Raw genomic sequence first — 16,541 nt, 5'->3', positions numbered from 1 at the left:
AGGTTATGCAAGAAGTCTAATAAATCTATTCTTTCATTTACTTGATCGCTGTGGAACGCAGCGATCCAATAACCTCTGAGAGTCAAGCTGATGGTACATGAATACGACAGTAAACGCCCGCTATACATTCCCTACGCCGGCTCGATCCTACTGGAATTTCCGTTGTTGAATAAAGGCAGTGCCTTTACCGAAGATGAGCGCAATCATTTTAATCTTCATGGTTTGCTTCCCGAAAAAGTAGAAACGATCGAAGAACAAGTTGCACGTGCTTATCAGCAATATCAAGAATTTAAAAACGACGATGATAAGCATATCTATTTACGGAATATTCAGGACACTAACGAAACACTCTTTTATCGCCTATTGAATGCTCACCTCAGTGAGATGATGCCGATTATCTATACTCCGACTGTTGGTAAAGCCTGCCAAAATTTTTCGGCTATCTATAGACGCGCACGTGGGTTGTTTATCTCTTATCCAAATCGTGATCGTATTGATGATATGTTACAAAATGCGACGAAACAAAAGGTTAAGGTGATAGTCGTCACTGACGGCGAGCGTATTCTTGGCTTGGGTGACCAAGGAATCGGTGGCATGGGGATCCCTATCGGCAAACTTTCGCTCTATACTGCCTGCGCAGGTATAAGCCCTGCTTACACTTTGCCGGTAGTGCTCGATGTTGGCACTAACAATCAAGATTGTTTACAAGATCCACTGTATATGGGCTGGAAACATCCGCGTATTCGTGGTGATGAATATAATGCTTTTGTTGATGCGTTTATTCAGGCAGTAAAACGCCGCTGGCCTAAAGTATTGTTACAGTTTGAAGATTTTGCCCAAGAGAACGCTACCCCTCTATTAAATAGCTATCGTGATAAACTATGCTGCTTTAACGATGATATTCAGGGCACAGCTGCAGTCACTCTTGGTAGCCTGATTGCTGCGAGTCAGGCAGTGGGTATCAGATTGTGCGATCAAACTGTCACTTTCCTCGGTGCGGGCTCCGCAGGTTGTGGTATTGCTGAACAGATTGTCGCACAGATGGTATTAGAAGGCTTAAGTGAAATGAAAGCGCGTGCACGTGTCTTCATGGTAGACCACGCAGGCTTATTGACGGACAAGCTGTCTGATGTGCGGGATTTTCAACGTAAACTGGTACAAAAAAGCGATAATTTACACGGCTGGGGCCCGCAAACCGAAACTATTTCTTTATTAGATGTGGTACGCCACGCTAAACCTACCGTATTGATTGGTGTCTCCGGTCAGCCGGGGTTATTTAACGAAGAACTTATCCGCGAGATGTACCGTCATTGTCAACACCCTATCATTATGCCGCTATCCAACCCAACCTCTCGTATCGAAGCTCGACCTGAAGATATTATTACCTGGACAGAGGGTAACGCACTCGTTGCCACCGGTAGCCCATTCCCTCCAGTCTACTATAAAGGACAGATTTATCCTGTTGCTCAATGTAATAATGCTTATATTTTTCCAGGAATTGGGCTTGGTGTACTGGCATCAAAAGCGAGCAAAATTACTGATGGCATGTTAATGGCTGCCAGCCGTGCTTTAGCTCAGTGTTCACCATTGGCGAGCACAGGAGAAGGGGCACTACTACCAAACATTGATAATATTCAGGAAGTATCAAAACATATTGCACTAGAAGTAGCTAAAGTAGCACAATCAGAAGGCGTTGCGACAATAAACGCACCAGAAGCTTTGACCGAATCTATCAAAGGCAACTGCTGGCAAGCACAATACCGTACATACAAACGGACATCATTTTGATAACATCAGGATCATACACATCACTCGCTACGGTTTTGAAAGAGGTCTAATACACGAAGGCTTATAATGTGGAAACGCTTAATAATTAGTCTGCTAGTCATGATTGGGTTTTTAACGGTATTGGCGATTGTGTTTGACCGTTGGATAAGCTGGAAAACAGCGCCTTATATCTACGAAGAAGTACAACTACTACCACATCGAGAGGTGGGTGTAGTATTGGGCACCGCAAAATATTACCGCATCGGAGTGATTAACCAATTTTACCGGTATCGTATGCAAGGGGCGTTAAATGCTTACAACAGTGGGAAAGTAAGCTACTTACTGCTCAGCGGTGATAACGCACAAAAAAACTACAACGAACCACGAACCATGCGTCGTGATCTCATCAAAGCTGGGGTTGCCCCAGCCGATATCGTACTGGATTATGCCGGATTTCGGACATTAGATTCTATTGTGCGAACACACAAAGTATTTGATACTAATGATTTTATTATTATTACACAGCGTTTTCATTGCGAACGAGCGCTATTTATTGCGCTTCATATGGGTATTCAAGCGCAATGTTATGCTACCCCTTCCCCTAAAAACCTGCTTTCAGTCAGGGTGCGTGAAACGTTTGCCCGTCTGGCTACCTTTACTGATCTCTATATTTTCAAGCGAGAGCCACGTTTTCTCGGCCCAACCATCCCAATACCGACAGTACATATTATTCCCAGTGACGCTCAAGGATATCCAGCAGTATCTCCTGAGCAATTAGTCGAATTAGAGAATGAATTGGCAGCAGAAAAGCAAAAAAATCATTAGATTTCTTGCAAAACCGTAGTTCGTTATACGAAACAAAAGCACCTGGAACACAGCAAGCAAAATGTAGATGCAGTGCAAAAATGATTTCAATCAGCGGAGGGGGTGAACTACATCACCAATCACTGACTGTCGATTTTCCTACATCCTTTAGAAGGCGCACCAACGCTATTAACTAATAATCGCAGTAAACAGCCAGCCACTTTAACAAGTAGGTGAATCCAGAAGGGGGGTATTTGGAAAGACCTTTATTTTGTATTTTTTTCTCTCAACCCATACTGCAACATCGAATTTTAATTTGGCAACATCAACACCCACTTATAGCAGGCGCCGTATAAGTTGATTATAAAAATTAGCAATAACATATTGATATTAAATAATATTTATTAACAAAAGTGATCACGTTACATGGCGCCTGCTATATGATTTATTGGGATCGACAGAAGGTGTTGACAGTAATTTAAACCTGTTAATTTCACCTCTACTCCCTGTCGATCGTTCAATAAAATTTTAGCTCAGTTTAGTTGGGTATTTCTTTTTGCGTAGGTCGCTAATAACGATTAAGGCTGCATTTTTTCGTCATATAACCACTGTGCCGCTTGTTTTGCGAAATAGGTTAGCACGCCATCCGCACCGGCGCGTTTAAAACATAGCAATGATTCCATGATAGTTGGTTTCTCCTGCAACCAATGGTTTGCAATTGCTGCCTTATGCATGGCATATTCCCCGGAAACTTGGTAGGCAAACGTTGGCACTTTAAAGGTATCTTTAACGCGTCGCACTACATCCAGATAAGGCATACCCGGTTTAACCATCACCATATCGGCACCTTCTTGCAGATCCTGAGCGATTTCATGCAATGCTTCGTCGCTGTTAGCAGGATCCATCTGATAGGTTCTTTTATCCCCAGCTTGTAGATTCTTACTTGAACCAATAGCATCGCGAAAAGGACCATAATAACAGGAAGCATATTTCGCTGAATACGCCATAATCTGCATATTAACCCAATTTTGAGCTTCTAATTGGTTACGAATAGCAGCAATACGCCCATCCATCATATCACTGGGCGCCACAATATCGGCTCCGGCCTCAGCATGAGAAAGTGCCTGAAGTACCAGTATTTTTTTACTTTCGTCATTTACTACATAGTCATGCTTATCAATCACGCCATCTTGACCATGAGTTGTATAGGGATCCAGCGCCACATCAGTTAAAATTCCTAACTCCGGGAACGCTTTTTTAAGTTCACGAATAGTGCGTTGTATTAATCCTCTTGGATTATAAGCTTCTTTCGCTTCTAGAGATTTCAGATTCGTTTCAATCATTGGAAAGAGAGCAATAATAGGAACATCCAATCTGGCAATAGTTTCCGCTTCTTTTAACAGTCGATCGATGGTCATGCGCGATACATCCGGCATAGAAGAAACGGCTTGTTGGCGATTAACACCTTCCATGACAAAGACTGGATAAATAAGGTCATTTACCGTCAGTTGATTTTCAGCCATCAAACGACGGCTAAAATCATAACGCCGTATACGTCGCATACGGCGGCCAGGAAAAAGGCCAGGGAATACATCACTCATTTTTCTCTCCCCACTTATTAAACTCGGCAAGTAGCGTTATCAGTCAGAATTTACGCAAGCTTTAACCTGCTGTAGTAGCTCAAACTCGACCTGAAAATTACTGGTTATATATACAGTTTCCTGTCAGATTAGATCTGGATCAAGTTCTTTTCTACCCAGACCTGTTTTCCATCATGAAGTGTGTCCATCGGCGTACATAATGACTTCCAAAACATGTTGGCAAAATTTCAATGGATAAACCATGCTTGCATGGTACATCAATTTATGTAATTAAGAGACTTAATTTTGATTAGCACACAAATATTAGCCACTCCGTAGATTTGCTCCTCAATGTATCCGTTAGGCGATCAAAATTAAATTGCGCATCTATAGCGAAGAAAGAAAAGAAAGTGATATAGCTATGCGTTTTAATTTTAATTACAACGTAAAAAAATAATCCAAACGAGCTAAAGATGAGTTATAGCAGGGGCCGTATAATTTGATTATGAAAATTAGAAATAACATATTGATATTAATTAATATTTATTAACAAAAGTGATCACGTTACATGGCACCTGCTATATTCAGTTGATTTTCGGCGTAAAGTCCTCAGTGTTCGAGAGCAGGAAAAATCGTTGGTTTATCTTGACGAAAGCGGTTTTGCAAAAAATATGCCACGAACTCACGGGTATGCGACACGAGGTCAACGCTGTTTTGGCGTTCAAGTATGACGGCGAGTTGCTTCAATGACTGCACTCACATTTACATCTATCAAATAGACTATAAAATCATCAGGATGAATCGCTTTTAAGCTGTATCTTAGAATTCTTTATTTGGAAAATCTCTAAGATTAAAAGTCACGATAGCATCTGCATCAGTTTGGACGGCTGCGGAGACAACATGACGATCATCTTTGCCTGGTAAATGTATTCGTCAAAAAATGAATCGTTCATTAATTAATGCCTATTATCCATTTCCCAATAATTATCGGAAAATGTCAGTAATATTTGAGACAATATTTTATGCGTGAAAGAGAAGAGGTTTATAGAAATTAACGTAAACGCCTGATGATAACGTTATGTTTTTATTATTTCATGTTCTTACTGTTTAATTCGCAGGTTTTTAGATAGTGTCGTCATGAAATATTGAGCCATAGAGCAATGCATAGTATTTGTACAGCAGCCAAAAACGAGGTGTTATTCTTTGCATAACGCGTGGCAATACCCTGCCGGTGCCTGAGATGTAGAAAAGCATTCTCCACAAGATGTCGATGTTTGTAGAGGTCCTTGCCATATTCACGTCGCATCTTCCGATTCTTTTTGGGCGGGATAACCACTTCCATACCGACTTATTTTGCTTGTTTAATCACGTTATTACTGTCAGAGCCCTTGTCAGCCAACAGATATTCCGCTGTCATGCCCTCAATTAAATCCATAGCCTTCGTGCAATCTGCTTCGATACCTGTAACCGCTCTGACCGGCATACCATGCGCATCCATGGCCAAGTGTATCTTACTGTTGAGCCCCCTTTTGTGCGCCCCCTATCTTGATTGCCTCCTTTTGCGCCTGCTGCGTGAGGGTGAACTTGACTATGAGTGACATCGAGCATCAGCCATTCAAACACGAGTTTCGCACTGTACTAAATGATGGTAAAAGGAGAGTAGGAAAAAAGATAAGAATGGTAATGAGATGTCAGACTATCCCTGTACGAAAGACCTTTATAAAGCATTTTTACAAGCGAGTAGTGTCAGATATTCTGGTCTAGCGTTGTCAGAAGTGAGCCCGTCGAGGGTATCGCATGATAGCGTAAGCCGGTGGTTAAAGAGCCGGTGTTTTCGTCCCAAAGAGTTGTGGCAACTTGTCGCCCCCTCGATAGACCGGGAAGCACCTTGTTTTCTGATTGCGGATGATAGAGTGCTAGCCAAAAAACGGAGTAAGAAGATAGAGCGAGTTCATTATCACTATTCTGGTAATGAACATGATGTGATAGCCGGTATTGGTTTGGTTAATCTGTTGTGGCAGGGTCTTGAAAAGGGAGAGTCAGTGCCTATTGACTACCGAATTGACGACAAAGAGACCGACGGAAAAACAAAAAACTCGCATTTTTGCGACATGCTCAAACTGGCAAAAGCGAGGGGTATAGCCCCTGAAGCGGTGGTAATGGATGCGTGGTATTCGGTATTCAAGTTTAGATAATCTCAACGCCATTCGTTCTCCTGGCTGGATTGGGGTCACCACCTTGAGAAAGAACCGGATAGTTAATCGCAACGTCACATTAGCCTCACTTGATATTCCAGAAGAAGGGCTTTCAGTACACCTGCGGGGCGATGGTTGGGTGACAGTCTTCAAGTTTGTGACCAAACACGGTCGCATTGATTATGTTGCAACGAATAAAGAGAACCCCACCCGGGAACAGATGAAGGCTGTCACCGAGGCCCGTTGGTCTGTTGAAGTTTATCATCGGGAAATCAAACAAACTTGTGGTATATACCCGTGATCAATGAAGATGCTTGATTTTGAAGTCGATAAGGATCATGCTCATAGCCATGAAAATAGAGCTGACTGCTGACCAGAAAATTACCCTCGAAGCCCAACATCGTCAAAGCCATGACCGCCGTGTCTGTGACAGGATCCGGTGTGTTTTGTTGTCCGCAGACGGCTGGACTCCCCCTATGATTGCTCACTCACAGCTCATTAATGAAACCACGGTGCGGCGCCACCTTACAGACTATCATAAACTCAACAAGCTCAAGCCTGAAAATGGCGGCTCCGATGGCTATCTCAATGCGGAACAGACCACGTCGCTGGTTGAACATCTCACCCAGCCGCTCTACCACCACAATCACCAAATTGTGGCGTATATCGCTGGACGCTGGAACATCACCTTTACCGTATCAGGTCTGTATAAAGGGTTGAAGCAGCATGGCTTTAGCTATAAAAAGCCGAAAGGTGTTCCGCATAAATTTGCCGTTGAGAAACAGCAGCAATTTATAAAGACCTACAGCGAATTGAAAGACGCCGCGGGTAATGACCCCATACTGTTTATTGATGCCGTTCATCCGACACAAGCCGCAAAAATAAGCTACGGCTGGATACGAAAAGGCCAGGATAAAACGATAGAGACCACCGGGAGCAGAACGCGGTTGAATATCATGGGAGCCTTGAACATCCAGAATGTGGCTAACCCCATAATCCGTGATGATGAGACGATTAACAGCGAAAATGTGGTTCACTTCCTGTCTGCCATTCGCGCGCATTATCCCATCACGACAACGGCACATGTGATCCTCGAGGGTGCAGGCTATCACCGTTCACAGCTTGTGCAAGACGCCGCGCTTACGTTGAATATCCAGCTTCATTACCTTCCGCCGTATAGCCCGAATCTAAACCCGATAGAGCGATTGTGGAAGGTGATGAATGAGCAAACACGAAACAATAGATATTACCCATCTAAACAGAGTTTTAAGAACGATATCTTAAACTTCTTTGAGGTGAAGCTACCACAAATGGCAAGTTCTCTGGTATCTCGCTTAAACGATAATTGCCAGGCGCTAAATCCTGCATCTTGATTTCACTTGGGTATAGAACGCTGTCAGGCCCGCACGGGCCGGGCGCAAAGAAATCATATTTTTCTAGCCATGGCTGCCTGGTTTGAACAACATAAACGCCGTCTGTCCGAAAAAATAACCCTTTACCAACAAAATTGGGCTGTCATTAAAAACGCTATTACTACACACATCAGAGTACTATTGGCTGCACCAGGTTAGATTCGTGCGAAACTCGTGTTCTGGCTTGCTCGCGGGCATTTTCCTGCTCTTCGGCCGAAATGACCCCAAGACGGGTTTGAGTGTTTTAGTGTAAGCCCAGCCATGAATCCTGTTTACCCATACGGGATCCGGGGGTTTTTGCGTAGATCAGCGACAGTCATCTTACTGATCTTGATTTGGTTAATCTGGGTTTTGATCATATTTTTTATGCTCTATTGCTGTATCTTTTACTTATCGGTGATTAAATTTTATCATTTATAAGCAAAATTTATGCCAAAATTTATGACAATAATATATGCATAAATCATGCCAATTTTATTGTATGCCATTTAATAAAGGTGTTACCTTGAAACTCACGCAAACTCCACCAGCAATGACCCAAAAAATTAAAAATATTTATTTAACATATCTTCCATAAGCGTTTATTTCCTCTTTGCTCTACCGCTCTGTTTTTGACATACAAACAATATCTTTTGATAAGATTTTTAAAGCGCTCGCTGGATGCCAAGAATTCAGGCAAATCTGTACTGCCGATGAATGGCGTAAAAATGAAAAATGATTCAGGTGGAATTGGATGATTGGTAGAGTCAATAGTAAAGGAGCGAGGTACATCAGGAAACACGAACATGAAAACAGTAACGGGTTATGGGAGTGAGTGGGTCAGGGAAGAATTTCATCAAATTGATTTCTGAGATAAACGCCTCATATAGTATCGTCATGAAATTTTGAGCCGTAGAGCAAGGCATCGTATTTGTACAGCAGCGACAAAACGGCGGCTTTATCACGACGATTTTGAATAGGTTTTCAAAACTTATACGAAATTCTTCGTGCCAAATAATAACTTGTATTTTAAGCCTTTTTTCTATCTCTGGCATTTAACAGTTCAGTTAATAACCTGGCATAATGTTCTTTTTTCTCTTCAAGCGTTTTGATTAATTGTTCTTGTTCGCTTTCTGGAAGGCCAGAAAATAAATCAAGCAATATTGTTTCTTTGGAAGTGAGTTGTTCTTTCTCCCTGGTTACTTCTGCTGTCGGCGTCTCTGCTAAAGAGGAATCGCCTCGTAACACCCAGGAAGCCTCACAATCGAGCGCTTCCGCGAGAGAAAATAAGCGATCGCCGCGTGGAGAGGTGTCGCCACGTTCCCATTGTGAAATCGTAACATGCGCTACGCCTACCCTTTTCGCTAACTCTTTTTGAGTTAATTTCAGTTTTAGGCGTCTGCTTTTAATTCGTTGACCAGAACTTTCCATAATCAGGTTATCTTAAACTCCCTTGACTTAAGTTTCTCTAATTGTCATTATTTAGTTAAACTTAAATTTGTCGCATCCCCAGGTTGCTGATTATCGCTACCGAGCACTTAACGTCCCTTGAATTAAGAGGATGTTACCACACTCAGTCTCAGCAGATAAGAGAAGTACGGTGTTTACTTTTCCCAGTTTATGCGACGATTTTACTGGAACTTCTAATAAAAAAGGCAAATTAAGATGACCGAGTCAGATCTCGCCACAAAAATAAGTCTATTTTTCATCCAAAATCACAGCCTGCTAAAAACGACTACTGAAGAAAAGCTGGTTACGGCCCTTGTAGACTATCTCGCTAGCAGTGCTGAACGCTTTACCAAACCTGTTCCAAGAATGGAAAACCCAAAAAAAGAAATGGAAAAGTTGAGCGGTCTTCTCTATTTGCTTGAAAAATCTAAATACTCTAACTTTTATCAACGTAATCTCGTGCGTTCCATCACAAGACGTATTGCCACTATTTCAGTACCTGTGCCGGAAGAAATGCATTTTATGTCTTTAGTCAAACTGGAGGCGGTGCAGCTTGACTACATTAATCTTTGGGCACAGCAAAACGCCAGTAATTACAAGATAAATATTTGGATGGATTCGGGCACCCTGTTAGCGGGGGAGCTCGCCGAGCGCCTACAGGAAGTGGCGATTAAACATTCGTTGAATGCAGAATATAGAAGTAATGAGGCCTTCAAAACCCACTTGATGGAGTGGCAAAGCCGGGCTTATAAGAGCATTGTGGCAAAGATGTCACTGATTGATTCCAGTAAGAAAGGCAATCAAAAATTTTCTTTTGATCAAGCAGTAAGCTTCTTTTTGGAAGATAACGGGTTAGCAAAACCCGGTGAGTTGGAAAAAATTCGCCGAGCCAACGCGGAAAGTTTTCATATCAGTGTTGAAAAACTGAAAAAGAGCATACCTCATCGTGATAGGAAAAACATTAATCTGATTGATTTTTACTCGATGCGTGATCAACCTCATTATTTGCTTTATATCAGAGAACTCGCTTCAAGGGGTAACCTGCTTGCTGCAACCGATATCAGTCGTCTCATGCTTTTGCAGGAACATGGTGGCCTCTACCTTGATACCGATGTGCTACCCACGTTTAATAAGTGGCTATTTTCTTTAGTGACTAAATTCGATTCCGCCGGTACAACAGATACGCGTAATCATGAAGTCATTATGCGCGTTATTTTAGATGAGTTGACCGAACGCGGTAAAATGCCTGGGCGTGCTGCGGTTATTGCCAGTGAAAATCACGGGGGGTATCTTGATCCGCTGCAGGACAGAAGCCCTCATGAGATACGACGTATCAGGAAGTGGGTGCAACTCGTTCTGGATCGAGGAGATTCACCCTTTTTGCCACTGAACAAGCTAACTGTCGATCCACTTTTTCAGTACAGTTACGCCAATGGGAATAACAAGGCAGTAGTAGCGAAGAAAGATAGCTTTTTCATCAACGAACTATTAACCAATTTGCAGCAAATACATGAGGTAATGGACAAACATCATGTTGGCGAGCTTGATTACCCGATCCCGCAAGAAACCCTCAACACGATGACCACAGAACTCAAAGCCAAAGGGCTGCTGATCCATGCTGATACGCTGTTTTGTTACCGTTCAGAAGGTGCCATCACAGCAAGTATCCCGGGTACAGACCAGGTTGCAGGCGTTTCCACCTACCATCATGCTTATTCTTCCTTGTTACATAATCAGGATATTGCATCAGATAGCAAAAGATCATTGTCGAGAAAAATTTTCTTTCCTTTTAAGCGTGCTTTTTTCTTGACCGAAGAAGCCCACCGGTCACGTTTGCGTGAACCAGGAATGAAATCGCCTCACTATGTGTCTCACCATAAAAGCAACTACGATAGTCAATACATTATACAGTTGCAGGACGATGCCTCGGTTAACCAAATGGCGCGTTTTCTCTACAACAAAAATGGCGATCGCACTGCCCATTACTGTTATACGCAGCAACATCAGCGCTTGGTAAAAGTGAATGCCAAACCGAATTTTGCATTCAACGGTAAAACACGCATCATCCTGATCGGTCACGGTAGCTTTATGAGAACGATGGGTGAAGAAAAAATCGTGCAATTACTGGTTGACGCCAATTTATTAGCTAAAGATACCTCTGGCGCATTTATTGCCGTTGATCGGGTGAGCCTGGTGGCGTGTAATCTTACCGAATCGACGCCTATAGAGGCTAACAGGCCCGTGCAACAACTGACTGTAGAGCAGCCATCAGAAGGCTTTGTCGAGCGTCTTTATCGCACTTTTTCTGCCAAGAAAATCAAGGTAAATAGTATCAGTGCCCGTGATAATTTAGTCACTGTCGATGTTTTGGGTCGTAAATGGACAGGTGTACCGCTTAACCAGAATGCACCACAAAATCAATGGTATATCCAGTGGACACTCGTCAAAGAGAGTAGCAAAAAACTGATTTTTACGCAGCAGGATGATGGAAAAATAGTCAGTGAGCGTATTCTGGAGACAAAAGATATTGCGGCACGTACCAGAAAGATACATAGCTCTTACAGCGGTCGATTTGGTGTCGATTATATGATTAAGGTTCCCGACGGGCAGAAAGTCAGACTCAGTGGCAAGGTAGATGAAAAAACCGTGCTGAGGCTGATGGATAACATGAAGAAAGGGCAGGTATTGATGGCGCCGGATTGTATGGCATTGGTAGCAGGGATGTGTGAAGGCCAGGGGATTATTGTCAATGGCAGTGAACGTGCCATGTCTGCCTGGCAGAAAGCGTTACAACTCACCAAAGATCATGATGATTATCTCTCCTGGTTGGCTGCACTGGATCTGTCTTCTGGCACGACAGAATTAACTTTCTGTATGGAAGAACTGTTTCCTGATCCAGAAGAAGCTTTTATGCGTTTGAAAGAACGTTATTTGCACGATGAGTTTGATCTGTTTTGTCTCGATTTAAGTGATCCACAGAGTGCCGGTATTATTGATCGTGATATACGCAAAAAAGGGGCAGTTCGTGGCATTGACTTAGGTTCGGTTGAGGAGTTATTGCTTAACACGACCCGAGAAGTCCTGAAACTTGAAGATGAGCTGTCAGTCCATCAAAGCAAAATACAACGGGCGCTTGAAATAATCGAAGGTAATCTTCTCCATCTAAGTGGGGGGAGAAGTGATACCCCGTTATATTATCGTTCCGTGATCATCAAAAAATCAGAGGCAGCGACTGTCGGTGTCAGTAAATTGCGCAGAAAGTATGCTGATAAGGATTACCTCACCCGATTACGTGCTTTAAGCAACAAGCCTGCTTTTCGTACTTTATTTGGCGACCCGATCATGCTCAGTGAGTCACTCAGTCAGGCCAATCAAGCCTTACTGGCTGAAAACCATTTGCCGGCCGAGCAATGGTCGCCGTTACTTTCAGCGACCAGACATGATAAAGGGTATGGCAAGTATGTGGTTCCCTATTTGCATAATGATGGCATTCAAGAGAAAGAGCTCCTTACTTCCAGCGACGAATTTGCCAAAATGAAGGTTTTTTTGGATCAACAACAAGAAATCCTCGCTGATTACTACCACCTGACAAGCAATGCGCGTCTCATACAGAATAAATTCTTTAGCAAAACAGAGATTATCGGCATGGGTGTGAATACGGTGTTTGCGATCATGGCAATCCAGCATTGGTTACGCAATGGTGTGACCCTCCCCAGCGATACACCGCTGGCCAACATTTTACAGGTACATACCTATGTTGCTATGACACAGGTCGGTTTTAATGCCACCAGTGATAGCGTTAGCAGTCTGGCTTCGTTGCAAAACGCTTTTCTACGACGTCAGATCTTACAGAATCGTGCGGCTTTTACCGCATTGAAGAAGATGGGGTTAAACAGTACGACATTAAGCGCCCCTGCATCAGGCAGTACTGTATTAAGCAATGTTGTATTAAACAAAACCGGTTTTACCGCCTTTTCTCGTCTGTTTCAACTCATTGCCTTACCCGTAGGGCTAGGGTTAGGCATTGCCGACGTGGTTCTCAGTACCATCGAACTAAGCAAGGCTGAAAGCGAAGGGCAACGTACCCTTGCAATCACACAGTTGAGTTTCTCGGCTGCAGGTCTGTCACTCTTTATCGGGAGTGTCATTGCCGGCTTGCTTGGCTTGGCGCTACTGGTCACAGGGCTGTTTATCGTCGGTATTGCGTTGGCAGTGGCGGGCTTTTTTATACAACAAACTGTCGTTGATTCACTCAATGAGGCTGAAAAGGTCCGGTTTATTATCGATTATTTTAAAAATATGTTTACCGGTTGGGGAAAAGGTGGTTTTACCTTACAGCGAGGCGTATTCGTGCCCTGTCAGGGCGTGGTAGTCAAACAGTTAGACCTAAGGAACCCAGATTATATTTCTGTCATCTTTAACGAAGAGGGGCAACAACTGCGCAACAACAAAGAAATATTCAGTGACCAGCCTTATCTCAATTTATATCGGTTGCGCGACACACATAAAACCGTTACTACCTGCGCTAAAAACAATAACGTGGCTGACATAACAACCTTGATTTTACCCAATCAGCCACGAGCCAAGATAAACACTCTCTCAGAGTGCCGAATTTTAGAAAAGCAGAAGCCAGAAAAATTGCCGTTGCTCCCCCACACTGATCCGGTTGATAGAGGTATTTACTATTTGATGCCGAGCGAACTCCGCTTGAACTATCTGTTGACCAACGTAGAAATTTTATTAGGCAATAATCAATATCATCTGATTGCACCGGGGATTGACCCAACACAACCGGTACATTCGTTCATCAATCAGCCGGTATACGCGAAAGATTTACATTATTGGCTACGTGCGCCTGAACAGGGGCCAGCGACGGCGGTCCTAGTGCTAAATAGAGCACAGGCGAATATGACGATTATTTGTGCTAACAAACAGGTAGACTGGATCATTGATGCTAGCCATATTGACGCGATTGAAATGAAAAATAATGCAGGTGCAGGGAGGAGTCGTACACTGAAATTTGTGCGTCGTATACTGAAGACCGAGGGGGAATATAGTACTGAAGTTATCACCACCATTACTCTTGGAAATAGTGAAAAGACCCAAATTAGCGTGCGTTTACCTCAGGGTACGATAAAAAAACTGGATAATCAGCAAAGTATTTTTTACCGCGTCAATGTGGCTGATTTGAACGTTGACCTCAGCCATCCCGCAACCTATGGTGAACGGGTAAAAACGGCGTTGCCACACTATCTTCAACAACAGAATAGGCTTAATAACCATGCCGTTAATTATATTCATCTTGATGATTACTTACACCATGATAACCAAGGCAACGCTGAAAAGATTGTAGGTTGTTTTTATCCCATGAGGCAGGAGCGTTCCACTTTACTCTATACTGCCAACCACGACGATACACCTTTCAACAGTGAAATTGCACGCAGTCATGTTGAGTTGATTTTTCACAATGAGAATTTTGCGTGGTATCGCGGTGATATTACTCTGACCCTTGAGCGGTCTCGAGAGCGAGCAGGCAGTCGGGGTCAGCTGATCCGGCCTGTCCCTCCGACCGTTATCGAGTCCAGCACCTATGAAAACGTCTTTTGGATGTCGAACAACCGTACTAAAAAGCTGTGTAAATTATATCTGCCTGCCATTCATCTACCGGTTGTCAATCACACCACCAGTATGGTGGGTCGCCCACCTGCTGCTCTATCAGAGATCACACAAACACAGGTGTTTGCCAAAGGTATCTTGTTTCAGCACAGATATACCTACCATACAGGGGAGATGAGCAGTGGTTATGTTAGCCAACAGATCCATCTGATCTGCATGATTGATACCTCTTCTGCTGAAGGAAGTATGACACTGCTAGAAGCCCGAGACCTTCCCAGAAACCTGATGACGACGTTAAGTCACAGTGATAGCCTTGAGGACCTGCATCGCTTCATGAAGGAAAAAACCGTCAACTCTTCTGCTGGAGCACGTTTCTCTTCATTGCACCCCGGTCACAGTAGTATCGTTAAATTGGGTCTTCCACAGACCAATACAACAGTCTCCATCGGTAACCGGCTGATATGGCCACTGCCTGAGAGTTTACATGGCGTGACTGGCAGGATAGATGCAAAAATTGATAGCGCTATCCTGTATGATACGCGCTACCTGACCACTTTGGCCGGTATCGTCAAAGGAGACAGTGAAGATCAGCACCATTATTTTTGGAGCGTGACAGAACCCGATAATCAGCAGCAGTTTTATAAACTTTACCTACAAAAAGGTCAGTCTGGAGCGCGGGAGATTGAGTTAACTGATTTTGGCTTGATAAATACGCAGATAACCAACATAACAGATTGTCATCAGGGTGTCCTGATCAGTATGAAACAGGGGCAAGGTTATTATCTCTCAGTCGATGAGCAACTCTGTTTACAACGCATCAGCAAAACATGGCACAGTGGTGATAGCCATTGGTTATTATCTTTGACGGCTTATGTCGGTGAATTACAAGCACAGCAAGGCACCTCTTTTTCGAGCGAAAGCGGGCAAAAGAAGCCGAATCTCAATATTGATAACGTAGAGAAATTATTGATAATGACCACCTCGGAGCAAAAAAACGATAGGGAGTGCACGGTTGATCTCCAGTCGTTCTCTTACAAAGAGATACAATTGCTTCATCGTGGGGCGGGATCACTGCACTGCCGCTGTCGATGCTCACGAAGACATGTGGTTATCCTACGCATGGGTATGGATCTGCGGCTACTCATTGCCGATAAAACGGATACAGAAAAAGTCGATAAGATGGTAACCATCAAAGCGGTTTTCGATCCGCAGGAAAACAGTGCTTACTCCAGATTACAGCTCAGTTTTGACGAAGGTCAGATTACAGCCAACGTGCTGGCCTCATACCACACCAGCAATACGACGGCAGAGAGCGATCAGTCTACTGAAGAGACGGATATTTTCCTTCCGGTGTCAATCGTTGGTCTATCATTGAATACATAAGGGGAGCAACTCAAAACGCGCGTTGCTGCACTCGCCACACTAAAAATTCAGTGAATGACGGGTCATAACGCGTGATTAACTAAATCTACCCCATGAATACACACTGCTCCTTGTTTTTCATCAGGAGTCACTACAATATAGTCTAAGTGTTGTAAAACAGTTAATGATAAAGAATAAGATAAGTGACTCGCATTAGAAATACGTGTCAAATTAGAGCAAGCTCGTCATCGTTCACCCTATAATTTTATCGTCAATCTATTCGGATGCTGTCTTACGCTATCCAAACCAGAATTGGCAGTTACCTGTTTAAAGATCGTACGCACAATCTACTCGTGCCTTGGGCACCAGCATGGAAG

6 protein-coding genes and 3 pseudogenes are annotated in these 16,541 nt (G+C 43.3%); 6 read left to right on the top strand and 3 right to left on the bottom strand.

Translation table 11 applies throughout. From position 1 onward, the window contains the following. Positions 1–90: 90 nt before the first annotated feature. Positions 91–1,788, top strand: a complete 1,698-nt coding sequence (locus AAHH42_RS02960; protein ID WP_342221655.1) for an NAD-dependent malic enzyme — start codon at positions 91–93, stop codon at positions 1,786–1,788. Positions 1,789–1,854: 66 nt separating this feature from the next. Next, on the top strand, positions 1,855–2,592 hold the full coding sequence (gene sanA / locus AAHH42_RS02955; RefSeq protein ID WP_072549863.1) for an outer membrane permeability protein SanA: 738 nt from the start codon (positions 1,855–1,857) through the stop codon (positions 2,590–2,592). Between the two features lie 557 nt (positions 2,593–3,149). On the opposite strand, the gene hemB is transcribed toward sanA, so the two are convergent. Together hemB and AAHH42_RS02945 are read right to left on the bottom strand one after the other, a co-directional pair. Then, a complete protein-coding gene (hemB, locus tag AAHH42_RS02950; protein ID WP_342221654.1) occupies positions 3,150–4,172 on the bottom strand; it encodes a porphobilinogen synthase in 1,023 nt (340 codons plus the stop codon). Between the two features lie 1,114 nt (positions 4,173–5,286). Further along, a pseudogene (locus AAHH42_RS02945) lies at positions 5,287–5,771 on the bottom strand (IS5 family transposase); the annotation flags it as partial. A 68-nt stretch (positions 5,772–5,839) separates the two neighbouring features. Here AAHH42_RS02945 and AAHH42_RS14720 point away from each other — a divergent pair. The 3 genes and pseudogenes from AAHH42_RS14720 to AAHH42_RS02925 form a co-directional block, all read left to right on the top strand. Next, positions 5,840–6,638, top strand: a pseudogene (locus tag AAHH42_RS14720) (IS701 family transposase); the annotation flags it as partial. Between the two features lie 58 nt (positions 6,639–6,696). Further along, complete coding sequence (locus AAHH42_RS02930) at positions 6,697–7,719, top strand: IS630 family transposase (protein ID WP_342222002.1); 1,023 nt, start codon at positions 6,697–6,699, stop codon at positions 7,717–7,719. Between the two features lie 9 nt (positions 7,720–7,728). Then, positions 7,729–7,917, top strand: a pseudogene (locus tag AAHH42_RS02925) (IS701 family transposase); the annotation flags it as partial. A gap of 849 nt (positions 7,918–8,766) precedes the next feature. On the opposite strand, the gene AAHH42_RS02920 reads toward AAHH42_RS02925, so the two are convergent. Continuing rightward, complete coding sequence (locus AAHH42_RS02920) at positions 8,767–9,168, bottom strand: helix-turn-helix domain-containing protein (protein WP_119797079.1); 402 nt, start codon at positions 9,166–9,168, stop codon at positions 8,767–8,769. 234 nt (positions 9,169–9,402) lie between these two features. On the opposite strand from AAHH42_RS02920, the gene AAHH42_RS02915 reads away from it, so the two are divergent. Further along, positions 9,403–16,185: a TcdA/TcdB catalytic glycosyltransferase domain-containing protein gene (locus tag AAHH42_RS02915; RefSeq protein ID WP_342221653.1), complete on the top strand. Its 6,783-nt coding sequence runs from the start codon at positions 9,403–9,405 to the stop codon at positions 16,183–16,185. Positions 16,186–16,541: the final 356 nt, after the last annotated feature.

Origin of the sequence: Candidatus Fukatsuia endosymbiont of Tuberolachnus salignus, assembly GCF_964030845.1 — a bacterium.
In the GTDB taxonomy this organism is placed as follows: domain Bacteria; phylum Pseudomonadota; class Gammaproteobacteria; order Enterobacterales; family Enterobacteriaceae; genus Fukatsuia; species Fukatsuia symbiotica.
Note: the sequence above shows the minus strand (reverse complement) of the source record. Positions and strands in the feature narration are given on the sequence as shown.

Coding starts and splice junctions, on each gene's coding strand:
- AAHH42_RS02930 (WP_342222002.1), top strand. CDS start 6,697: ATGAAAATAGAGCTGACTGCTGACCAGAAAATTACCCTCGAAGCCCAA.
- AAHH42_RS02920 (WP_119797079.1), bottom strand. CDS start 9,168: ATGGAAAGTTCTGGTCAACGAATTAAAAGCAGACGCCTAAAACTGAAA.
- hemB (WP_342221654.1), bottom strand. CDS start 4,172: ATGAGTGATGTATTCCCTGGCCTTTTTCCTGGCCGCCGTATGCGACGT.
- sanA (WP_072549863.1), top strand. CDS start 1,855: ATGTGGAAACGCTTAATAATTAGTCTGCTAGTCATGATTGGGTTTTTA.
- AAHH42_RS02915 (WP_342221653.1), top strand. CDS start 9,403: ATGACCGAGTCAGATCTCGCCACAAAAATAAGTCTATTTTTCATCCAA.
- AAHH42_RS02960 (WP_342221655.1), top strand. CDS start 91: ATGGTACATGAATACGACAGTAAACGCCCGCTATACATTCCCTACGCC.